Raw genomic sequence first — 23,662 nt, forward strand, 5'->3', positions numbered from 1 at the left:
TGTGGGGAAGGGTAAGGGATGGGGGTCGATCAAGATGAGGCGAGCTTCTCGCCCCAAGACCCCCCACCCTCTATCCCTCCCCACAAGGAGGAGGGAAGACCCCAGCGTCGCGCTCTTCCTCGTCCGTTTACTCCGCCGCCATCAGCGTGCGGGCTTTTTCCATCTCGCGCAAAGCACGGCGATACTCCACCGGCATCACCTTGACGAAGCGGGTGCGATAAGTCGCCCAGTCGTCCAGCATGGTCTGCGCCAGCGTCGAACCTGTGTAATGCAGGTGGTTCTCGATCATCTTGCGCAGGCGCTCCTCGTCATAGCGGCCCATGTCGCCGGAGACGTCGATACGGCCCTTGAACTCGAGGTCGCCGCCATGATGGTGCAGGCGTTCCATCAGGTCCTCTTCCTCTTCTACCGGTTCGAGATCGACCATGGAGAGGTTGCAGCGCTTGGCGAAGCTCTGGTCCTCGTCATAGACATAGGCAACGCCGCCCGACATGCCGGCCGCAAAGTTGCGGCCGGTCTGCCCGAGCACGACCACCACGCCGCCCGTCATATATTCGCAGCCATGGTCGCCGGTGCCTTCGACCACCGCCGCCGCGCCGGAATTGCGCACCGCGAAGCGCTCGCCCGCCACGCCGCGGAAGTAGCACTCGCCCGAGATGGCGCCGTAGAGCACTGTGTTGCCGACGATGATCGACTTCTCCGGCACGGCCAGCGTGTCTGGGTGTGGCTTGATGATGATGCGGCCACCGGAAAGGCCCTTGCCGACATAGTCGTTGGCCTGGCCCACCAGAGTGAGATCGACGCCCGCCGCGAGGAAGGAGCCGAAGCTCTGGCCGGCGGTGCCCGTCAGGTTCACCTTGATGGTGCCGTCGGGCAGACCCTCGTAGCCGTAGCGCAGCGCGACCTCGCCCGACAGCATGGCGCCGGCGGTGCGGTCGACATTGGTGATCCTGCCCTCGATCACGACCTCGCGGCCATAATCCAGCGCCGGCGCGGCCTCGGCGATGAAGCCGCGGTCGAGCACGGTGTCGATCGGGTGCTTCTGCTTCTCCTCATGGCGGATGCCGACATTGGCCGGCACGTCGACCTTGTGGAAGAGCCTGGTGAAGTCGAGCCCCTTGGCCTTCCAGTGCTCGATGGCGTCCTGCTTGTCGAGCAGGTCGGAGCGGCCTACCAACTCGTCGAGCTTGCGGAAGCCGAGTTCGGCCATCAGCTCGCGCACTTCCTCGGCGACGAAGAAGAAATAGTTGATGATGTGCTCGGGCGTGCCCTTGAAGCGCTTGCGCAGGACGGGATCCTGCGTCGCCACACCGACCGGGCAGGTGTTGAGGTGGCACTTGCGCATCATGATGCAGCCGGCCGCGATCAGCGGGGCCGTGGAGAAGCCGAACTCGTCGGCACCGAGCAGCGCGCCGATGATGACGTCGCGGCCCGTGCGCAGGCCGCCATCGACCTGCAGGCGCACGCGCGAGCGCAGACGGTTGAGCACCAGCGTCTGTTGTGTTTCGGCGAGACCGATCTCCCAAGGGCTGCCCGCATGCTTGATCGAGGTCAGGGGCGAGGCGCCCGTGCCGCCTTCGAAGCCGGAGATGGTGATGTGGTCGGCGCGCGCCTTGGCGACACCGGCGGCAACCGTGCCGACGCCGACCTCCGAGACGAGCTTGACCGAGACATCGGCCGCCGGATTGACGTTCTTCAGGTCGAAGATCAGCTGCGCCAGATCCTCGATCGAATAGATGTCGTGATGCGGCGGCGGCGAGATCAGCCCGACGCCAGGGGTCGAATGGCGCACCTTGGCGATGACGGCATCGACCTTGTGGCCGGGAAGCTGGCCGCCCTCGCCGGGCTTGGCGCCCTGCGCGACCTTGATCTGCATCATGTCGGCATTGACAAGATATTCCGCCGTGACGCCGAAGCGGCCTGACGCGACCTGCTTGATGGCCGAGCGCTTGGAACGCCCGTCCGGCAGGATCTTGAAGCGCTCGGCTTCCTCGCCGCCCTCGCCGGTGTTGGACTTGCCCCCGATGGCGTTCATGGCGATGGCCAGCGATTCATGGGCCTCGCGCGAGATCGAGCCGAAGGACATCGCACCGGTGACGAAGCGCCTCACGAGATCCTTAGCCGGCTCGACATCGGCGAGCGGCACCGGCGCCATGCCGCGCTCACTGGCCGTCTTGATGCGGAACAGGCCGCGCAGGGTCTGCAGGTGACCGTCTTGCGCGTTGATCGCCTGCGCGAAGTCGCGATAGCGATCCTGCGCATTGGTACGCACCGCGTGCTGGAGCGTGGCGACGCTGTCCGGGGTCCAGACGTGGTCCTCGCCGCGGATGCGGTAGCCATATTCGCCGCCGACATCGAGCGCGCTGCGGTAGACAGGGGCGTCGGAGAAGGCGTCCTTGTGGCGCAGGACCGCCTCGGCCGCGATCTCGTTGAGGCCCACGCCTTCCACCATGGTGGCGGTGCCGAAGAAAAACTCCTCGACGAAGGCCGAAGACAGGCCCACCGCGTCGAAGATCTGCGCGCCGCAATAGGACTGGTAGGTCGAGATGCCCATCTTGGACATCACCTTCAGCACGCCCTTGCCGATCGACTTGATGTAGCGCTTGACCACTTCATACTCGTCGACTTCCTCCGGGAAATCGAGCTGGGCATGCATGGCTGCCAGCGTCTCGAAGGCGAGATAGGGGTTGATGGCCTCCGCGCCATAGCCGGCGAGACAGCAGAAATGATGAATCTCACGGGCCTCGCCGGTTTCAACGACGAGGCCGGCCGCGGTGCGCAGGCCACGGCGGATGAGGTGGTGATGCACCGCCGCCGTCGCCAGCAGGGCCGGAATCGGAATTCGATCGGGACCGGTCTGGCGGTCGGACAGGATGATGATGTTGTAGCCACCATGCACGGCCGCCTCGGCACGTTCGCACAGGCGGTCGAGCGACCCGCGCATGCCCTCGGCGCCTTGCGTGGCCGGATAGGTCATGTCGAGTGTCTTGGTGTCGAAGCGCTCCTCGACATGGCCGATGCAGCGGATCTTCTCCAGGTCCTCATTGGTGAGGATGGGCTGGCGCACTTCGAGCCGCTTCTTGCGCGAGGTGCCCTCGAGGTCGAGGATGTTCGGGCGAGGACCGATGAAGGACACCAGGCTCATCACCAGTTCCTCGCGGATCGGATCGATCGGCGGATTGGTGACCTGCGCGAAGTTCTGCTTGAAATAGGTATAGAGCAGCTTCGACTTGTCGGAGAGAGCCGAGATCGGCGTATCCGTGCCCATCGAGCCGACGGCTTCCTGGCCCGTGGTCGCCATGGGCGGCAGCAGGAGCTTGATGTCTTCCTGGGTGTAGCCGAAGGCCTGCTGGCGATCGAGCAGCGAGACGTCGGTGCGCGAGGCGCGCGCCTCCACCGGCGGCAAGGTCTCGAGCACGATCTGGGTGCGCTTGAGCCATTCCTTGTAGGGATTGGCGTCGGCGAGCGAGGCCTTCATCTCCTCGTCGGAGATGATGCGCCCCTCCTCGAGGTCGATCAGAAGCATCTTGCCGGGCTGCAGGCGCCACTTCTCGACGATGTCTTCCTCCGCGATCGGCAGCACGCCGAACTCGGAGGCGAGCACCACCAGCCCGTCCGTGGTGACGAGATAGCGCGCGGGGCGCAGGCCGTTGCGGTCGAGCGTGGCGCCGATCTGGCGGCCATCGGTGAAGACCACGGCCGCCGGCCCGTCCCAGGGCTCCATGAGGGCGGCGTGATATTCATAGAACGCGCGCCGGTCCTCGGACATCAGCGGGTTGCCCGCCCAGGCCTCTGGAATCAGCATCATCATGGCATGGGCGAGCGAATAGCCGCCCTGCACCAGGAATTCGAGCGCGTTGTCGAAGCAGGCGGTGTCGGACTGGCCCTCATAGGAGATGGGCCAGAGCTTGCCGATGTCGTTGCCGAACAGCTCCGAGTCGACCGAGGCTTGGCGAGCGGCCATCCAGTTCACATTGCCGCGCAGCGTGTTGATCTCGCCGTTGTGCGCGACCATGCGGTAGGGATGGGCCAGCGTCCAGCTTGGGAAGGTGTTGGTCGAGAAGCGCTGATGCACCAGCGCGATGGCGCTCTGGAAGCGCTCGTCGGTAAGGTCCTTGAAATAGTCGCCGAGCTGGGTGGCGAGCAGCATGCCCTTATAGGTGATGGTACGGCTCGATACCGAGGCGGGATAGAAGCCCGCCGTCTGCGGCCTGCGCTCGACATCGTTGTAGATGGTGTTGGAGATCACCTTGCGGATGATGAAGAGGCGCCGTTCGAACTCGTCCTGGTCGGGCGTCGCGGCCGAGCGGCCGATGAAGGCCTGCATATGGATGGGCTCGGTGGGCAGCACGCTCTCGCCCAGGCCCGAATTGTCGATAGGCACGGCGCGCCAGCCGAGGAAAACCTCGCCTTCGTCAGCCACGACCTTCTCGACCACGCGCATCGCATGCACGCGGCCTTCCTCGTTCCGGGGCAGGAAGAAGAAGCCGACGGCATAGTCGCCGGGCTCGGGCAGCGTGAAGCCAAGCGCCTGGCACTCGGCGGCGAAGAACTCGTGCGGGATCTGGACCAGCATGCCGCAGCCGTCGCCCGCCTTCGGATCGGCGCCGACAGCGCCCCGATGGTCGAGATTGTGCAGGATCTGCAGCGCCTGGGAGATGATCTTGTGGCTCTTGTGATTCTTCATGTCGGCGATGAAGCCAACGCCGCAGGAATCCTTTTCATTGGCCGGATCGTAGAAACCCTGGGCCTTGGGCAGGCCGGGATCTCGCACGACGACACGGTCTTTCGTCACGGCCGCATTGGTTTTCGTCGCGGCTTCCATCGCCGCTGCCGAAACCGTCTGCCGTCCGTGTTCGAAGATCGCGCTCATCGCCTGTCTCCCTCTCTGCCTCGATCGCCAATAGACTGTTTGCTGGACACTCAACCGCCCTGATCGCTTGCCCATGCAATTGCCGGGCCGCGACTATGCCGCCTGAATGTCCTTATTGCACTACTATGTGTCGCTCAGCCGATACCAGCCTTGCTTCACACATTGTCGCAGAGCCGAACGGAAAACCGTTATCCACTTTCCCTGGCTTTGCTCCATGCTGCACCGCTTTGCGCTGAAACGCGAGAGGGCAGTTCTTGTCCTACGGCGTGGCCGGGCCTGCGGGCCATCTTCGGCTCATCCGCGTGCCACCAGCCTGAACGGCAGCGGCATCCCTAATGGGACAGCATGACTGTCCTAATATGGAGGGGTGACATGACACATTTTCAGGCAGGGGACAAGCACATAAAAGCGCCAACGCGACGTTTTCTTTCGCGGCAGGGCCGTGCGCCGGCAAGAAAGCGTATGCGGAGCAGCGGGAAGGCGACAGAGTATTCTTGCGGCGTGCTCTTGCAAGAGCATCTGTCGCTGAGGTGCGAAACAGCTTCGGTGCAACGGAGAGAAACTATAGGGAACCGACGAAATAATCCGCACTGCTCCGCGGTCGAGGAAACACGTGCGTTTGCCAGCTGGCATCCGTGCCGAGGAAACCCCGCGCCGTATTCGGCGCGGAAGGGCGACCCGCGATCAGATCCGATCGATACCGTTCCTCTAATTTGGCGCGGAAAAGGTAGTGATCATAAATATCGAGCACGTGGACGGCATAGGCGGTCGCCAGGGCCGAATTGCCGCGTATGATCAGCAAGTTCTCATCATTCGCGTAGGAGGCCTTGTAGCCCAGATTGTGGCTGCCGGTAATCAGGACGCAATTGTCTGCGTCGAGTGGATCGATCACGATGATCTTGTCGTGGATGATGGCATGCCCGGCCGTCAAAAGCTCAGGGTGCAAATTGCCGACCGGGATTCTGACTGCTGCAGCCCGAATCATCGCGATCTGGCTTCGATCGCCATGGGGCCACCATATGGCTGGCGGCGGAACCTTTACACCCGCCGGGGCGGCCGGCTCGTGAAGCGAACTTGGCGGCATCGCCCTGGGATCGCTGATGGCGCCCAGGATGGCGAGTTCCGGTCTATCCGATGAAAGCCGGGCTGCCTCGCCGATGATGTTCTGTTTCCCTGATTCACCAGGCATGAAGGTGAGGAAGAAAATGGCCTTCTTGGCGTGGGCCATGAGCCAATAGACATCGTTGAGATCGGCCGGCGTCGGCGACTTCTCATTGCGCGCCCTCGAGGGTGCGTTGGGCGACCGCCAGAGTTCGATGCTGGTGCCATCGGCCATCTGGTAGGGACCGGCGGGCTTGGCGTTGCTGTTACGCAATTCCGGACCCGGATCGCCTTGGTTGGCGGCCGATCCCTCAACGAGTTTGCGAGGGCCCATTTGAACCTGAAGAGGCACGCGCAACGGCTGCCTGTCGTCTCGCAAATCCTTCCAATAAGACCAGTAGGCGTCTGCAACCTTGGGATTCGTGATGATGATGGCATTATTCGACTGAGTGCACAGACCCGTACGCGACCAATTCGTGCTACCGGTCATCACTGCTTCCGCAATGCCGTCGCGGACATAGACACAGAACTTGTTGTGGCCGATCGACTGCTCGTTGTTGAACATTCGATCGAAGACCTGTCCGCCCTTGTCGAGGGCATGAAGCTCGTTGCGGATGCGGTTGTTTTCCGTATCCCATACTACAGGCCGATCGGGTGTGCGGGCCGAACCGGGCGGCTTGGTGTCGGTCTTGCTAGCGGTGGACAGGATAAGATGGACCTTGCCGGCCTCAACCCCCTGCTTCAGCAGCGCCTTCAGTTCGGGATCGTCCAGCTCGTAGAGGGCAAGACAAACCTCTCCGTCGCCGCCAACCGCCTGCTTGAGGAACCGGCAGACGAAGCTCAAGGCATCGCCTGTCAGGAAGGTTCGAAGGGGATCGCCAGGAATCGCGATATGTTCGTCCAGCACTTTCAGGAGACCCTTCGTGCTCTCCAGATCTTCCTTCGCGAGTTTATCCTTGCTGTCGAGAGACCTCAGTTGCTGGAGCAGATTCTGCGTCGAGAGAATGCCGTTCGTGAATGTGGCTTCGATGGCCGAGCCATCTCGTCCATACTTATGGGTCACGTCGATCGGCGGGGTTCTGAAAGGCTGCTCCAGGATGAATAAGGGCCGGCGAGTTCCGTCGTAGCGCGACTTGCCGTCGCTATCGAGATAGGGAGCGGTCTCCGAATCCGGAACCTGGGTACGGCCTTCTCCCGCGAGGCCGACCGGGACAATCTCGTAATGCACGCGAAAGTCGATGAGGCGAACCGCGGTCGTGTCACGTGACTTGCGCAACGTCAGATCCCGCCACTGCAAGGCCTGGATCGGCCAGACTGAACTGTCCTGCTCGAGCCAGCGCGGATTGGACTGATCGTTGAACGAAATCCAGGTCGGCAGCACGCGCCGGGCACCTGCATCCTGCCCAGTCTCGTGAACACGCGTTATCATGAAGCCGAGACAATCCGGGATGGGTGCTTTGATCGTCCAAGCCAGATAGGCCACATCGCCGTTACACCACGAGCCGGCCGCGATTATCGAACCCATGGCCCACCTCTATTGTTTTCGGCCGCCGAATGTCCGAGTGGCATTGCCCATTAGGTCACTAGCAGCAACGAGGGTCGCGCATCAGACCCTGCTGGAGCGTTTTACTTTCAGATGGAATCACCAAGAATCGCAAAATGCTTTTGGTACCAATAAGTTAATTTCGTAATCCGCTCTTGCCTGAACGCATTTTGCTCTAGGATTGGAACGGAATGGTTCGGCCAGGTTGCCTGGCCTGGTCCCTGGTATAGGAAACGCCGTGGACTTTGACGCCTCGGGCGTCGAGGAGGGTTATGATGCCGCCCTTGTTGGACAATTCGGTGGGCTTTTGGATCTGCACGACCTTCGTCGCTCCCGCCTCGATCGATCCGCTCAAGGGCATCGCATGCTTCAACTTGTCCTTGATGAGCCAGCCTGTGAGATCGACCGCGACATCCGCGGTATTGAGGAGCGTGACGGTCTCCCGCTCGGGGGATTTCGTATCGTTCACATAGGCGGCGACAATCCGCACCAAACCGTCCGGCACTCCAAGCGGGGGAATGCCGTCGCGATCGACCGGCGTATGCGGCAACTTCGGATGAGCCGGATCCGCGGGAACATTGGGATCCGCCGACTGGTCGTCGGAATGCCAGGACTGGGACTGGAATTTCAGAAAGACGGCCACCCACTGCTGCTCATGCGGGAATTCGAAGACCAATCCTCCGTCCTGATAGACGCCATTGTCGCTCGCGAACGGACCTGGGGGATTACCCTGATTCATATGGATGTCGTGAATGCCCGCGCCAGGCTTGAAGCCGAAATACTGATCGGCCTTGTTCCGTTCCGGCCCCCATGTCTGGCCAAAGGCATAGATCATGGCGTCTTCGTCAGCCATCGCGCGCTGCACATAGGCATCGATCTTCTCGTTTAGATCATTATCGGGACCAGCGGCCGATGAAGGGAGTGGTTTGAGCTCCCAGGGCTGCATCAAGTTCTCCCGAATGTAGTCGAGCGCGATTCCATCGGGCTTGCTGCGTGCCGGATGCAATCCGATATCAAGCGCGCGGAGCCGTTCCGTAATCGGATGTTCGAAGCGCGAACGGACCAGGAACTCCACCTCGCTTCCATCTTGAGAGCGAACATTGATCGCGATTCGATGAAGCGTTCCGTTCTCGGAAACGAGAACTTGATAATGCGGACTTTTCCCGGTCGCGAGACGGTTGTTGATGGGGCGTCCCTTCAGGACGGAATACCCTTTGAGGGCCATGCCTGTAGCCTCCCCAATTCACGCTTGCGAAAGCACCGACGCTGCCGATTGGCTCGTCTCCGCCATCCGCGTCTTGTCTGCCGGTCATATGAAATACCGCACGCGTGACATCGACGTGAAAGCCAGCCCATCGCGGCGCGCGCAGCATACAGACCTTGCGCCGACGGGCCTGAAAGCCTCTCGACAGCGAGAAACAACCCTCGTTTTCGAGTGATTCCTTGACGCGACGCGGCTCACCCCTGGGAGGTCGCAGAGGGTCTCTCCTCATTACGTAGCCGGCTATTCGATTTGGGCGGCGGGAGGAGTTCGTCGCCTTTGGGTATCGCCATGATACCGGACCGGACACGCCGCAAGGTCGGCACGGCCGCAAAACAGCATCTGGCGCAGGGCTGCTACTGCGCCCGCATTCCCAGCACCCGCCTCACGATGATCGGCAGGGCAATCGCAGCCACCAGCAGAACGCCGAGGATCACATTGATGACGATGCCGGGCACGTTGATCAGCGTGAGGCCGAACGTCGTCAGGCCAAGCACGAAGACGGCGATCACCACGCCCGGGATGGTGCCGGAGCCGCCGGCGATCGACATGCCGCCGAGCACCGCCACGGTCACCACTTCGAGCTCCCAGCCGAGCGCGATATTGGGGCGGGTCGAGCCGATGCGGGCGGTGAGCAGCGCGGAGGCGAGGCCCGACAGCAGACCCGTCAGCACGAAGAGCAGGAAACGGATGCGGTTGACCGGGATGCCCGAGAAACGCGCCGCCACAGGATTGTTGCCGATGGCGTAGAGCATGCGGCCCCAGGGCGTGAAATGCACGACGATCGCGAAAATCAGCGCCAGCACCAGGAAGAGGATAAAGGCGAGATAGAACGGCGGGGTCTGGATGATATAGCTCTGGGCAAGGCTCGTGTACTCGTCCGGATAAGTGGTGATGGCCTGGTCGCCCAGCACGACCTGGGCGATGCCGCGATAGAGCGACATGGTGCCGATGGTCACCACGATCGAGGGCAGGCCGAAGCCGGTTACCAGCCAGCCATTGAAGGCACCGCAGACGATGCCGACAAGGATGCCGACTGCGATCAGCGCCACCGGCCCATAGCCCGCCTGAGCGGTATAGCCGATGGCGAGCGAGGCGAGCGCCACGGTGGCGGCGACCGAAAGGTCGATCTCGCGGGTGAGGATCAGGAGCGCCATGCCGAGCGCGATGATCGCCTTCTCCGAGAAGTTCTGCGTCATGTCGGAAAGGTTGTAGATATCGAGGAAATAGGGCGAGCCAACAGCGTTCACGACGATGACGAGTACCAGCAGGATGCACAGGATCGTCTCCCAGCGGAGCAGCCAGTCGGTCAGGCGCCAGGGCGCGCGGTCGAGGACCTGATAGCGGGTCTGTTCGCTCATGAGCGCACCCCCTCTCGCGCGGCGGCGCGGCGACGCGCCTCCGGCAGGATAAGTTTGCCCTGCCGGCGTTCGGCCCTGGCATTGACCACCACGGCGGCGAGGATCACCGCGCCCGAGATCGCCATCTGCCAGAAGGGCGAGATGTTGATCACCGGCAGTGCGTTGACGACGACGCCGAGGAAGAGCGCGCCGAGCAGCGCCCCTGTGACCGAGCCGATGCCGCCCCCGATCGAGACACCGCCGATGACGCAGGCCGCGATGACGCTGAGCTCATAGCCGAGCGCGATCTCGGTATAGGCAATGCCGAAGCGTGCCACCCACAGATAGCCGCACAGGCCCGACACGGCGCCCGACAGGGTGAAGACCAGCAATTGCTGGCGCGAGAGGTCGATGCCGCAATAGCGCGCCGCGATGGGATTGCCGCCCACCGCATAGAGGCCGCGCCCCACCGTGGTGAAGCCGAGGAAGACGGCCATCAGCACGGCGACGACGAAAGCGAGGCAGACCAGGCTGGAAATATGGAGGTTGGGGGTCTGCATGCCGAAGATAGGGAGACTGGGAATATTGAGCACGATGGCATGCGGAAAGGCGAGGAAGGCCGAAGTCATCAAATCCGACGAGATCCATTTTCCCCCAGAGACAATGAAGACAAGGCCACGATAGATGGCAAGCGTTCCGAGGGTCACCACGATGGGCGGAATGCCGACCCAGGCGACGAAGACGCCGTTCAGGAAGCCGAAAAAGGTGCCGACGGCAATCGCCACCAGGATGACGATGAAGATGGGCACGTTCGGTGCCCAGATCGAGAACAGCGCCGCCACCATGCCGCTCAAGGCGAGGTTGGCCGCCACCGACAGGTCGATGCCGCGGGTGAGGATTACCGCCATCTGCGCCAGAGCGAGCATGGCCAGGATCGTGGTGTCGTCGAGCAGGGAACTGAGCGAATCCCCGCTAAGGAACACCGGCGCGCGCAAGCCGATGGCGAGGATCATGCCGAGGACGATGAAGGCGAGGATGATCTCGCGGGCATAGCGACGCCAGAGTGCCCTCATGTCGACGGTCCTTTAAGGAGGACGCTCGCTCTGAGCGAGACGAAACGATTCAGAAAAAGGCGCGACGCTTGCCGGTCCCGCGCCCGCACGCTTAGTGTTCCGACCTTCGCCCCCATCACCCATGACCTCCTGTGGCGGCGGTGACGATAGCGGCGGCGTCCATGTCGGCGCGGGCGAATTCCTTGACGATGCGGCCCTCATGCATCACCAGGATCCGGTCCGACATGCCCATTACCTCCGGCAATTCGGAGGAGATCAGCACCACGGCGAGACCTTCCGCAGCGAGATCCACCATGAAGTCGTGCACCGCCGCCTTGGAGCCGACATCGATGCCCTTGGTCGGCTCATCCAGGATGATCACCTTCGGGCCAGTGGCGAGCCATTTGGCGATCACCACCTTCTGCTGGTTGCCTCCGGAGAGTTCCTGCAGGCGCTGATCCCAGGAGGCCGCCTTGACGGAGAGACGCGTGCCGAGGCGGCGGGTGTCCTGGATCTCGGAAGCGAGCGAGAGGAAGCCGCCGCGGGCATGGCGGAAGAGGCTTGCCAGCGTGGTATTCTCGCGCACGCCGAAGGGCAGCACCGCGCCCTGGATCTGGCGGTCCTCCGGCACATAGGCGATGCCGGCGGCGATCGCATCAGCCGGCGAATGGATGGACAAGGGCTTGCCGGCTAGGCTGATCTCACCCGCGCTGGGCTTGCTGATGCCGAACACGGCCTGCATCGCCTCCGAACGGCCGGCGCCGACGAGGCCGTAGAGGCCGAGGATCTCGCCCTTGCGCAGGGCGAAGGAGATGTCGGCGAATTCGGTGGCGTTGGACAGGTCCTTCACCTCCAGCGCGACCTCGCCGATCGGCACCTCGCGCTTGGGGAAGACCTGATCGATCGAGCGGCCGACCATCAGCCGCACCAGCTGGGGCGGGCTCGCCTCCGAGATGGCACCCTCGCCGACATGTTCGCCGTCACGCAGGCAGAGCCAGCGGTCCGCGACTCGGAAGATCTCTTCGAATTTGTGCGAGATGAACAGGATGGCCCGCCCCTCGGCCTTGAGCTGGGCGATGATGCGGAAGAGATCGTCGATCTCGCGGGCCGAAAGCGCGGCGGTGGGTTCGTCCATGATGACGATGCGTGCCTCGTGCGAGAGCGCGCGGGCAATCTCGACCAGGTGCTTCTGTGCGACGCCGAGCGCCTTCAGGGGCTCGGCCGGGTCGATGTCGCTGTCGAGCCGCGTGAGCAGTTCGCGCGTGCGGCTATTGACGGCGCCCCAGTCGACCAGGCCGCCCGGACCTTTGGGCATATGGCCCATGAAGACATTCTCGGCCACCGAGAGCTCATCGAACATGATGGTCTCCTGGTGGATGGCCGTGATGCCGGCCGCCCAGGCATCGCGTGGGCTCGAAAAGCTCACCGCTTTGCCGCCGACACGGATCTCGCCCTCGTCCGGCGTGTAGATGCCGGTGAGGATCTTCACGATGGTGGACTTGCCAGCCCCGTTCTCGCCGAGCAGCGCCGTCACCTGGCCGGGATACAGGGTGAGGTGGGTGTCATGCAAAGCCCGCACGCCGGGAAAACGCTTGGAAACGCCAGTCAGGGAGAGGAGCGGGGTATCGGCGGAAGGAGATGCCATAGAGTAGTCCGAAATGCGGAAGAGGCGCGGGGAGCCTCCCCCACGAAGCTGGGGGAGATGTCATTGCGAAGCAATGACGGAGGGGGTGTGGTCAGGAAAGAGCAAGGGAACCGTCAACCAGCAACTCCGATTCCCGCGATTTATCCTGGCCACACCCCCTCCGACCCGACTTCGTCGGGCCACCTCCCCCAGCTTCGTGGGGGAGGCTCCCCGCGCTCCATTTACAAAGGACCACGCCTCAGAAGATCTTCGCGTATTCCTCGATATTCGACTTGTCGAAAGTGAAGGGCTCGCCCATCACGGCCTCGCCATCGTCACCGATCTTGGTCTCGCCCTTCGAGCCCATCTTGACGGTATCGCCGGGTCCGGCCTTCTCGCCATTGATGATGCCGGCGATGATCTGGGTCGAACAATAGCCGTAGTCGACCGGGTTCCAGATCGCGAAGGAGTCGCAGGCGCCCTTCAGCACAGCATCCTTCATTTCCGACGGCAGGCCCAGGCCGGTGATGTAGACCTTGCCGACCAGACCGCCGTCGATGATCGCCTTGGCGCCGGCGCGGATGCCGATGGTGGTGGGGGAGATCACGCCCTTGAGGTTCGGGTGGGTCTTCACCAGGCCCTGCATCTCGCGATAGGACTTGTCGTCCTGGTCATCGCCATAGACGATGTCGACGAGCTTGAGCTTGGCATAGTCGGGTTTCTTCCACTCCTCCTTCATGGCGGCGATCCAGCTGTTCTGGTTCGTCATGGTGGAGGCGGCGGAGAGGATGGCGACCTCACCCTCGCCGTTCAGGGTCTTCGAGATCATCTGCACCTGCTTGGCGCCGATCATCGGTGTCGAGGAGGCATTGAGATGCATGATGCGTCCGCCCTTGGCGATGGCGCTATCGAAGGAAATCACCTTGATGCCGCGCTGCATCGCCTTCTTGCCGACGGGCACGAGGGCATTGGCGTCGTTGGCGGAGACGATGATGCCGTCGACTTTCTGGGCGATCAGCGCATCGATCACGGCGATCTGGTCTTCGGCGGTTGCCTTGGTCGGGGCGGTGTAGATGATGTCGAAGCCGCCGAGCTCCTTGGCAGCCTTCTGGGCACCGTCGCGGCAGGCATCGAAATAGGAATTGCCGAGATTCTTCACCACCAGCGCGATACGCTTATTGGCGGCGAAGGCCGGCGTGGCGGCAAGCGGCAGGGTGCCGGCCAGCAGCGAACCGCCGAGGATCTTCAAGGCGTTGCGGCGCGATTGGTTCTCGAACATGTCGTCTCCTCCAGAAAATCGCCGGCTTTTGCCGGTCGGTTGGACTGTGCACGCGCAAGGCGGCAGGAATACCAAGTCCCCTCGCGCAGATGCAGCATTGATGCCTGCCTTGTCGCCGATTGCAAGGGGCGAGCGAAATTTGTCTGATTAATTCTTCCCGGGTGGGCGGACGTCTCGTCCGCTCCTGGAACTGACGCACATGTGGATGGGATGATGCGGACAAGATGTCCGCTTACCCGGGAAGAGGCCGGCTGGACGCCTGCGATCCCGGGATTACTCGGGCAGCGCCGCGCGCCAGGCGGCCTTGTACCGCTCCAACCCCGCGACATCCCGAAAGGCCTGCGGCTGATGCAGCGGCTCGCGGTCCGGCATGGCCGGCCAGGTTGCCAGCAGCGAGGTGCCATAGGCCGTGCCGCCGCTGTCGACGCTGCTCAGCACCGCCTGATACGGGCGCAGCGCCGCGAGGAGGCTGCAATAGGTGGCGTTCGCCGCAAAGCTGCCTTCGACCAGCAACGGGCCTTCGTTCGCCCCCAGCGCCTCGAGCAGATAGTCCGTCACAAGCACGCAATAGAGGCTGGCGAGGCCGGCATGCATGCCCGGCCCCGCGGGAAGGTGACCACGAATCTCGAAAGGGTGGGCCGGAAAGGGGCCGCCATTGGGCACGAAGCTCGGCAGCGCCAGCGCTCCGGCCGCCATCACGGCGGCGACATCGGACTCGCCGCAGCCGGGCTCGGCGCCGTCGAGGATAACAGCATATTCGCGTCCGCCCATGAATTTGGCTGCCGGCACCGGCCGCGCCTCGACATCGGCATAGGCCTGCATGTCGCGCGCCGGATCGAGCCGCCTGGGGTCGGCGCCCATCGCCATGATCACCACCCAGGTGCCTGAGGAGATCAGCGTGAAGGGCGGCTCGAAGGAGATGAGGTGCGGCAGGATCGAGCCGTTGGAATCGTGGATGCCAGCCCGCACGCGCACGGTCTCGGGCAGGCCCGTCTCGGCCCTCACCCCGGGCAGCAATGGCCCGATCGCCTCATAGGCTTTGACGAACGGCGGAAAGAAAGTCCGCCAGCCGCGCCGCGTGACAAGGGAGGAGAGGCTCCTTTCCTGCATGGCCCAGAGGTCGGAGTGGCCGCCGATGCCCGTGACCTCGCTGCGGGCGATGCCGGTGAGGCGCCAGGCGAAATATTGCGGATAGGGAATGATGTGCCTGACCTTGGCGAAGCCCTCGGCGCAGCGCGTCTCCTGGTAGAAGATCTGGCGACCGGAGTTGAGCCCCGCCGACATCGGCGGCGACAGCGTCTCCCCAAAGGACGGCCGAAAAGGCGCGTATTCGGCTTCGATCGTGTCGACGCCTTCGAACTCATAGTCCATCACCGGCAGTGCGAGGCCATCCTCGCCCAACAGCGCCATGGCGGCGCCATGGGTGGTGACGGCGACATCGGCGATAGCGTGCTCGGCCCCCGCCTGGCGCAAGCCGTCCAGCAGGAAACGCCAGATCGCCTCGACGTCGGCATGGGGATAGGGTGGGCCCGGCAGCGGCCGATTGGGCATGGAGGCCTGCCAGACGATGGCGGCACCCTCGAACAGCACCAGCTTCACATTGGTCTTGCCGACATCGAGAACGGCAATTGCGGGCATGTTGACCTCGGGCGCTCCTCGCTCCCTGTCGGGAGGGCCGGCCGTCGAGGGCCTGACGAATTGCTTGTTGCGCAATTCATTTCCGAGGGCGCGAAGAGCGTCAAGGTCGGGAAAGCCCCATGCGCGAAGTTGAGCGATATGGGGGAGGCTGGTCGCGCCCTCAATACACGTCAGCGAATTTCGAGAAATTCTTCTCGTCCACCACGAAGGGCTTCAGCGTGACGACGCCGCCTTCGGCCATGGTGATCTGGCCGAGACGGCCCGCGTCGAGCGTGCTGCCTGCATTGGCCGTGAGCGTGTTCTTGGCGAGCGCCGCAGCGATTTCGACCGCACCATAGCCGAGATCGACCGGATTTACCGAGGCGAAATATTCGATGGTCTGCGCGGCCATCGCCGTCTTCAACTGTGAAGGGCGCCCGAAGCCGGTGACGAAGACCTTGCCAGTCAGCCCCTTGTCAGCAATGCACTGCGCCGCGCCCACCAAAGCCGCGCCATTGAAGACCAGGATGCCCTTGAGATCGGGATGATCGGCGAGAAGTTTCTCGGTCGCGGCATAGCCCGCCTTGTCGTCCTCGTTGCCGAACACGGTGGAGGCGAGCTTGAGCTTGCCATAGGCCGGCTTCAACCATTCGGCCATGGTGTCGGAGAGCAGTGCCTGCCCATCCGAGCCCGGCCGATTACCGGCAATGATGGCGATATCGCCGCCCTGCTTCACGTCGCCGGCCAGCATGTCCATGAAGGCAGAGGCCTTGCCGCGGCTGCTGACGGCGTCAAGATGGACGAGGCGGGTCGCCTGCGGCAGGGGCTGGTCGAAGGAAATGACCTTGATGCCGCGCGCCATGGCCCGCCGGCAGATCGGGCCGAGTTCCGCCGCATCCACTGGCGCGATGGCGATGGCGTCGACCTTCTGCTTCACGAAACCATTGAGCAGGATCGCCTGGTCGCGGAGGTTGCGCTTGTCCGGGCCGGCGACCACGATGTCGAGGCCGCCGATCTGGGCCGCTGCTTCCTGAGCACCATCGGCGCACGCCTTGTAGAAGGGATCGTCCTTGGCCGGGAGGAGCACCGCCAGCCGCAGATTGCCTGGATTGACCGGTATCACCGGCGTCGGATCCGCGGCTGGCTTGGGCGCAGCGAAGGCAGCGGGCGCGGATGCGGCAAGCCCCAGACCGGCGAGCAGCATCGCGATCTGGCGGCGGGTGAAGATATCGGTCATGAGAACTCCGTCAGTGCGGCCGAATCAGACAGCCGGTGTCATCACAACACATGCCATCATCTTTGCAATATGGCCGTTACCGGGGCATCATTGGGCCGGGAGTCGCGCAGATTTGATGGGAACAATCGGAGTGGCAGTCTCCGACTGCCATTCTGGGCCACGAGCGAATGTCGCTGTGATGAAGGAAGATGGCGGTCGGAGACCGCCACTCCTATTTCACGCCATCAGTATGCGGGCCTGCCGCCCCGCCGCCTGCAGCAATTCGTAGACCTTGAACTTGGCGTCGTGGAAGGCCTTCATTCCCGCTTCGTTCGGTGCATAGGTCGCGCCCAGGGCGGACATGCCGCTCATGGCATCCGCCAGTGTCGGATAGGCCCTGGCGGCAACGGCGCCAAGCATGGCGGAACCAAGCAGGACAGGTTCTGGCGTCTCGGCCACCGCCACTTCAAGGCCGGTGGCGTCGGCAATGATCTGGCGCACCAGCGGGCTCTGGGCCGCGCCGCCGCTGACGATGACCTGCTGCAACGCGATGCCCTTGGCCTCCATCGCCTCGACAATCTGGCGCGCGCCATAGGCAAGGCCGCACAGGCCAGCGAGATAGAGCTTCACCAGGCTGTCGAGATCGTCCTCGAGGTCGAGGCCGGCGATGACGGCGCGTGCATCGGGATCGGCATGCGGGGCGCGGTTGCCGAGGAATTCGGGCACGACATGGAGATCGCGCGCCAGTGTGACGTCGCCGGCGATATTGGCGTGTGCTTCCAGCCAGGCGAGCAGCGGACGGTTGGCGGTGGCAGCCTTCTCCACCGCCTGGGCATAGGAGGGGTGGAGGGTGAGAAGGTGATCGAGCGCCGCGCCGGCCGCGGACTGCCCGCCCTCGTTCAGCCACAGCCCAGGCACCATCGCCGAGAAATAGGGCCCCCAGACGCCGGGCACGAAGGCTGGGTCCCGGGTGCTGGCCATGGTGCAGGCCGACGTGCCGAAGACATAGGCCATGCGTGTTGTGACATCGGCTGGCTGGCCGTCCTTGCCCGCCGCGCCGACCGTGCCAATGCCGCCGGCATGGGCGTCGATCAGCGAGGCGCCAACCGGGATGCCGGCGAGGAGGCCGAGATCGGCGGCGGCCCGCGGGGTGAGGCCGGAGGCAAGAGGCGAGGCGACATCGACGATCTTGTCGCCTATGCGCCTGAAGCCCTCATCCGCCAGGGCACCGAGCCCGATCTTGTGGAAATAGCCGGCATCCCAGCGCTTCTCATGGGCTAGATAGGTCCATTTGCAGGTGACGGTGCACGCGGACCGGTCGAGGCTGCCCGTCGCGCGCCAGCTCAGATAATCCGGCAGGTCGAAGAACCAGCCGGCTGCCTCGAAGATCTCCGGCTTGTGCTCCTTCAGCCAGAGCAGCTTGGGCGTCTCCATCTCCGGGGAGATCACGCCTCCGACATAGCGCAGCACTGCTTCGCCCGTCTCGTTGATGCGCTTGGTCTGGTCGAGCGCCCGGTGGTCCATCCAGACGATGATATTGCGGTTGGCATCCCCGGAGGGACCAACGGAGAGCGGGCGACCCTGCCTGTCCACCACCACCAGGGAGCAGGTGGCGTCGAAACCGATGCCGGCGATGGCGGCGGGCTCCACCCCGGCCTCTTCCAGGGCGCCCTTCACGGCCGTGCAGATCGACTGCCAGATATTCTCGGAGGACTGCTCGACGATATCGCCGGATTCATGCCAGACCGTGATGCCCTGCCTGGCCGAACCTCTGAGGACGCCCTTGATATCGAACACGCCGGCACGCGCCGAGCCCGTGCCGACATCGATGCCAATGAAGAACTGTTCGGCCATCGTGCTGTACTCTCCCGGATTCCTGCCGTCTCATCTGCAACCGCGCTGCAGAGTAGAGCGGCGGGCGGGGTTGGCAACTGCGAAAAAGGGGAGGTGCGGGAGCGCCGGTTTTGATCGCGAAACGGAAACCATTCGTTGCTCGCCCGACTTCTTGCGCCGTCCCTGTGGACATGCATGATGCGGCGACAATGCGGGGATATGGTGAGATGAACTCTGTAACTGTTCTGATTGTCGGGGCCGGTCCCACGGGTCTTCTCGCCGCAGCGGAGCTCCATCGCCATGGGGTGGATTGCCTCCTCATCGATGCCCATGACCGACCGATGGAATGGGACCGCGCGACCGTCGTCCATCCGCGTTCGCTCGAAATCTTCGAGGGGCTCGGCATCGTGGAACCGCTGCTGGCTGCGGGTGTGAAGCAGCGCAAGGCATGCATCCACGCCGGTGGCGACCTGCTCGGCGAGATCGATCTCGAACTATGCGGCAGCCGATATCCCTTCAACATCGGAATTTCGGAAGAGGTCACCGAAGGGATTTTGACCGACTATCTCGCGCGACAGGGCGGCAAGGTCACGCGGGCAGCAAAGCTCGTCGCCCTCGGCGAGCGCGAGGACGGCATGCTCGCGACCATCGAGCAGGAGGGCGTCGCGACCGACGTCCTGGCCCAATGGGTGATCGGCTGCGACGGCCATCACAGTGCCGTCCGCACGCTCATGGGGATCGAGCAGGACGGACACGACATCGCCGAACCCTGGGCTGTCTTCGATGCCGGCGTGCGCGACTGGCCGCATTCCCTCGAGGCGAATTATGGCTATCTGGACGAGCCGCCGGTCATCCTGACCGCCCTTCCAGACAAACGCTGGCGTGTCTATCTGAGGCCGACGTCTGAAGACTCCGATCTGGTCGCCGACGCCCTGCAGACGCTGCAACGTTATTTGCCCACGGCGAGCTTTGAGGACATCGCCAACCCCACGCGCTTCCAGTGCCATACGAAGGTGGCAAGGCAATTCCGATCGGGGCGCGTCCTGCTCGCCGGCGATGCGGCGCACACCTGCAGCCCGGCGCAGGGCCATGGCATGAACTCCGGTCTCCAGGATGCCTTCAATCTCGCCTGGAAGCTTGCCCTCGTGTGCAAGGAACATTGCTCCGAGGCGCTGCTCGACAGCTACCAGGCCGAGCGGCGCCCGGTTGCGGATGTCGTGATGGCCTCGGGCGACGCGGCGGAGAGCGCCCAGATGGTCAAGAGCGCGGAGGAACGCCGTCTACGCGATACCGCCATTCGCAGCGCCTTCGCAGATCGCGCTTCGCGGCATCACGAGGCCGTGGCGGAGGCCGAACTCGATGTCGACTATGGCGAATCCCCGATCGTCGCAGGACAGCGGAACGCCGCTCTCTCACCCGGCCAACGCTTGCCCGACCGGATCGAGATTCAGCTCGCGGCGGGGGGCAACGGCATGCTCCATGACTACACCAATCGCCGGGGCCATACGGCCTTCCTCCTTATCGGCGCATCGGCGTCAGATCATGAGCTGTTGCCGTTGCGGGAGGCCCTGGACCATCCGGGCAGCGCCTCCATCCTCGAAACCACGGTCACGCTGGCAGCACATTCGGGATCAGCGGTCGCGGGCGTCGACGCCCACCTCAAACCGGAGATGGCGCAAAGACTGGGTGCCGGCGACATCACGCTCCTCCTCGTCAGGCCGGACGGCCATGTCGGCCTGCGCGCCGAAGAGGATCACGGCGCGATGCTGGCAGGCTATATGGGACTGCTGGGCTCCAGGCAGGTTCGAGGCGCCTGAAGAGGCCCTCTCTTAACCTCTCGCCACCACCTCGACGTCGACGCCTGCCTCGCGGAGCATTTCCAGAGCCGCCTCCGGCGCCCCGTCATCGGTGATCAGCCTCTTGATGCGCGACAGAGGCGCCACAGCCATCGAGCCGCGGGGCTCGAACTTGGAGGAATCCGCCAGCACGATCAGATCGGCCGCGCGGTTGAGGAGCTTGGCCTCGGCCCTGGCGATGAGCGGGTCGCTCTCGATCACGCCGAGCGGGCCGATCGACATGGCGCTCATGAACATCCTGGATGCCGTGTAGTGCTGGATCGAATCCTCGTCGAAGGGCGAGAGGATCAGGCTCTGGTCGCGATAGATCTCGCCGCCTGGCAAAATGATGCGGTTGTCGCTCTCATGCATCAGCGCGGCGGCGATCGGGAAGGAGTTCGTGAGGATCTGCAGGCGCATGGCGCGCAGAAACTCTACCATCTGGAAGGTGGTCGAACCGCCATTGATGATGATGGATTCACCGTCGCGACACAGGGCCACGGCCCGCCGGGCAATGGCGCGCTTGCGGTCGGCATGCAACGTCTGGCTGACGGTGAAGCTGGCGCTCTCCAGCTTGGCGTTGCCCTTTAGGCCGACGGTCCGCACACCGCCATGGATGCGATGCACAAGGCCTTGGGCGGCGAGATGCGTCAAGTCTCGCCGCAGGGTGGCGGCCGAGGCGCGGGTGATGTCGGAAAGCTCACGCGCCGAGATGACGGAGCGCTCCTGCACCAGGCGCAGAATCGTCTGCCAGCGTTCCTGTTCGTGCATGCCTCCTCCATTCGCTCATGGACTTGCTCAAGTGCTCATTGTCATCAAACATTTGAGCGATAATTGCAATGAACCTCGACTTTCGTGACTCAGCGCGAGCGATCTTGATTGACCATGACTGAACCCCTTCCTACCGTCCAGCCCATCCTCATCAGGCGGAACGCCGCGCGCGCCGCCACCCCACCAAAGGAAACGACCCATGCCCATTGGAAAGCTGGTTGATCTCTGGGACGACGCCGTCGCCGCCAAGCTCGACGAACCGGGCAAGCTGCTCTACCGCTCGAACCTGCTCGGCTCCGACCTGCGCATCACCAATTTCGGCGGCGGCAACACCTCGGCCAAGGTCAAGGCCACCGATCCCCTCTCGCGTCAGGAGGTTACCGTGCTCTGGGTCAAGGGCTCGGGCGGCGATATCGGCTCGATGAAGCTCGATGGCTTTTCCACTCTCTATCTCGACAGGCTGGAGGCCCTGAAAGCCCTCTATCGCGGCCTCGATCATGAGGACGAAATGGTCGGCTACCTGCCGCACTGCACCTTCAACCTCAATCCGCGCGCCGCCTCGATCGACACGCCCCTGCACGCCTTTGTGCCCAAGATCCATGTCGACCACGTCCATCCCGATGCGGTGATCGCCATCGCGGCCTCGAAGAATTCCGAAAAACTCACGCAAGAGATATTTGGCGGCGAGATCGGCTACCTGCCCTGGCAGCGCCCGGGTTTCGATCTTGGCCTGAAACTGTCGAAAATCGCCACCGAGAACCCCCACCTCGTTGGCGTGGTGCTCGGTGGCCACGGCCTCTTCACCTGGCATGACGACGCCAGGGCCTGCTACCAACTCACCCTGCGCATCATCCAGAAGGCGGCGGATTGGCTGGAAGCCAATGCCAAAAGGCCTGCCTTCGAGGGCGAGAAGGTCAAGGCGTTGCCGGCTGGGGAGCGGGCCGCCGTCGCGGCAAGGCTGATGCCGGCGATCCGCGGCCGAATCGGCAAGGACCAGGCCAAATCAGGCCATTTCACCGATGCCCCGGAAGTGCTGGAATTCGTCGGCTCGCGGGCCCTCGACCGGCTCGCCCCTCTCGGCACCTCCTGTCCCGACCACTTCCTGCGTACCAAGATCAGGCCGCTGATCATTCCCTTCAGCGGCGACGTCGACATAGCGATCGCCTCGCTGGACGGGCTGATCGAAGCCTATCGCAATGACTACGCTGCCTATTACGAGCGCTGCAGGCATCCCGATTCGCCGAAGATGCGCGACCCCAATGCGGTGATCTATCTGGTACCGGGCGTCGGCATGATCTCCTTCGCCGCCGACAAGGCGACCGCTCGCATCGCCTCCGAATTCTATGTCAATGCCATCAACGTGATGCGCGGGGCCGATGGCACCGACACCTATGTCGGCCTGCCCGAGCAGGAAGCCTTCAACATCGAATATTGGCTGCTCGAAGAGGCCAAGCTCCAGCGCATGCCCAGGGCGAAGAGCCTGGCGGGGCGGGTCGCCCTGATCACCGGCGGGGCCGGCGGCATCGGCAGCGCCATCGCCGCCCGCCTGATGCAGGAGGGCGCCAATGTCGTGCTGGCCGATATCGACCAGGCCTCGCTCGACCAGCGCATTGCCGATTTCGGCAAGGTCTTCGGCAAGGACGTGGTGCGCGGCGTCAAAATGGACGTCACCAGGGAGGATACCGTGATCGCCTCCTTCCAGGAGACGGTACGGGCCTATGGCGGCATCGACATCGTGGTCAACAATGCCGGCATCTCCTCCGCCGCCGTGGTCGAGGACACCACGCTGGACTTGTGGAACCACAACATGTCGATCCTCGCCACCGGCTATTTCCTGGTGGCGCGCGAGGGTTACCGCCTGATGAAGACCCAGGGCAATGGCGGCTCGATCGTCTTCATCGGCTCGAAGAACGGCGTCTCCGCCTCGGCCGGCGCCTCGGCCTATTGCACGGCCAAGGCGGCCGAACTGCATCTGGCCCGCTGCATGGCGCTGGAAGGCGCGCCCTTCGGCATCCGCATCAACTCGGTCAACCCGGACGCGGTGCTGCGCGGCTCGAAGATCTGGCAGGGCGAATGGCGCCAGCAGCGTGCCGCCTCCAACAGGATCGCGGAGGACGACCTCGAGGAATTCTATCGCAAGCGCTCGCTGCTGCAGCGCTCGGTCTTCCCGGAGGACATTGCCGAGGCGGTCTATTTCTTTGCCTCCGACCTCTCGGCAAAGTCGACGGGCAATTTTCTCAATGTCGATGCCGGCAATGTGGTGAGCTTCACGCGATAGGCCGAAGCCTTGCAAGGTGGGGCGCGGGATCCCCTCTCA

General features: G+C 63.7%; 13 protein-coding genes. 2 read left to right on the top strand and 11 right to left on the bottom strand.

All coding sequences use genetic code 11. The features are described from left to right. Positions 1-127: 127 nt before the first annotated feature. The 10 genes from gltB to ACMDCR_RS31260 all read right to left on the bottom strand — a co-directional run bounded on the left by gltB (position 128) and on the right by ACMDCR_RS31260 (position 18,760). Positions 128-4,825 (bottom strand): glutamate synthase large subunit, encoded by a 4,698-nt coding sequence (gene gltB / locus ACMDCR_RS31215; protein WP_413993773.1) that lies wholly within the window; start codon positions 4,823-4,825, stop codon positions 128-130. Between the two features lie 610 nt (positions 4,826-5,435). Continuing rightward, the gene (locus ACMDCR_RS31220) at positions 5,436-7,499 is read right to left on the bottom strand and encodes a phospholipase D-like domain-containing protein (RefSeq protein ID WP_413990341.1); all 2,064 of its coding nucleotides are present in this window, start codon (positions 7,497-7,499) and stop codon (positions 5,436-5,438) included. 193 nt (positions 7,500-7,692) lie between these two features. After that, positions 7,693-8,742: a DUF2278 family protein gene (locus ACMDCR_RS31225; RefSeq protein WP_413990342.1), complete on the bottom strand. Its 1,050-nt coding sequence runs from the start codon at positions 8,740-8,742 to the stop codon at positions 7,693-7,695. Between the two features lie 392 nt (positions 8,743-9,134). Continuing rightward, complete coding sequence (locus ACMDCR_RS31230) at positions 9,135-10,139, bottom strand: ABC transporter permease (RefSeq protein ID WP_413990343.1); 1,005 nt, start codon at positions 10,137-10,139, stop codon at positions 9,135-9,137. After that, entirely contained in the window at positions 10,136-11,191 is a 1,056-nt protein-coding gene (locus tag ACMDCR_RS31235) for an ABC transporter permease (RefSeq protein ID WP_413990344.1), read from the bottom strand. Before ACMDCR_RS31235 ends, ACMDCR_RS31230 begins: the two co-directional genes overlap by 4 nt. Positions 11,192-11,306: 115 nt before the next feature. Beyond that, positions 11,307-12,815 (bottom strand): sugar ABC transporter ATP-binding protein, encoded by a 1,509-nt coding sequence (locus ACMDCR_RS31240; protein WP_413990345.1) that lies wholly within the window; start codon positions 12,813-12,815, stop codon positions 11,307-11,309. Between the two features lie 238 nt (positions 12,816-13,053). After that, complete coding sequence (rhaS, locus tag ACMDCR_RS31245) at positions 13,054-14,073, bottom strand: rhamnose ABC transporter substrate-binding protein (RefSeq protein WP_413990346.1); 1,020 nt, start codon at positions 14,071-14,073, stop codon at positions 13,054-13,056. A 273-nt stretch (positions 14,074-14,346) separates the two neighbouring features. After that, positions 14,347-15,711, bottom strand: coding sequence for an FGGY-family carbohydrate kinase (locus ACMDCR_RS31250; RefSeq protein ID WP_413990347.1), 1,365 nt, complete (start codon positions 15,709-15,711; stop codon positions 14,347-14,349). Positions 15,712-15,871: 160 nt separating this feature from the next. Then, entirely contained in the window at positions 15,872-16,927 is a 1,056-nt protein-coding gene (locus ACMDCR_RS31255) for a substrate-binding domain-containing protein (RefSeq protein WP_413990348.1), read from the bottom strand. Positions 16,928-17,143: 216 nt separating this feature from the next. Further along, positions 17,144-18,760: an FGGY-family carbohydrate kinase gene (locus ACMDCR_RS31260; protein ID WP_413990349.1), complete on the bottom strand. Its 1,617-nt coding sequence runs from the start codon at positions 18,758-18,760 to the stop codon at positions 17,144-17,146. A 206-nt stretch (positions 18,761-18,966) separates the two neighbouring features. Here ACMDCR_RS31260 and ACMDCR_RS31265 point away from each other — a divergent pair, with 206 nt between their 5' ends. Further along, a complete protein-coding gene (locus ACMDCR_RS31265) occupies positions 18,967-20,556 on the top strand; it encodes an FAD-dependent monooxygenase (RefSeq protein ID WP_413990350.1) in 1,590 nt (529 codons plus the stop codon). A gap of 12 nt (positions 20,557-20,568) precedes the next feature. Here ACMDCR_RS31265 and ACMDCR_RS31270 read toward each other — a convergent pair whose 3' ends face one another. Further along, positions 20,569-21,345, bottom strand: a complete 777-nt coding sequence (locus tag ACMDCR_RS31270) for a DeoR/GlpR family DNA-binding transcription regulator (RefSeq protein ID WP_413990351.1) — start codon at positions 21,343-21,345, stop codon at positions 20,569-20,571. Positions 21,346-21,544: 199 nt separating this feature from the next. Here ACMDCR_RS31270 and ACMDCR_RS31275 point away from each other — a divergent pair, with 199 nt between their 5' ends. Continuing rightward, positions 21,545-23,623 carry a bifunctional rhamnulose-1-phosphate aldolase/short-chain dehydrogenase gene (locus ACMDCR_RS31275; RefSeq protein ID WP_413990352.1) on the top strand — a complete coding sequence of 693 codons (2,079 nt, stop codon included), beginning with the start codon at positions 21,545-21,547 and terminating at the stop codon, positions 23,621-23,623. Positions 23,624-23,662 lie beyond the last annotated feature (39 nt).

The organism is Labrys okinawensis (assembly GCF_047345005.1).
GTDB lineage: Bacteria > Pseudomonadota > Alphaproteobacteria > Rhizobiales > Labraceae > Labrys > Labrys okinawensis.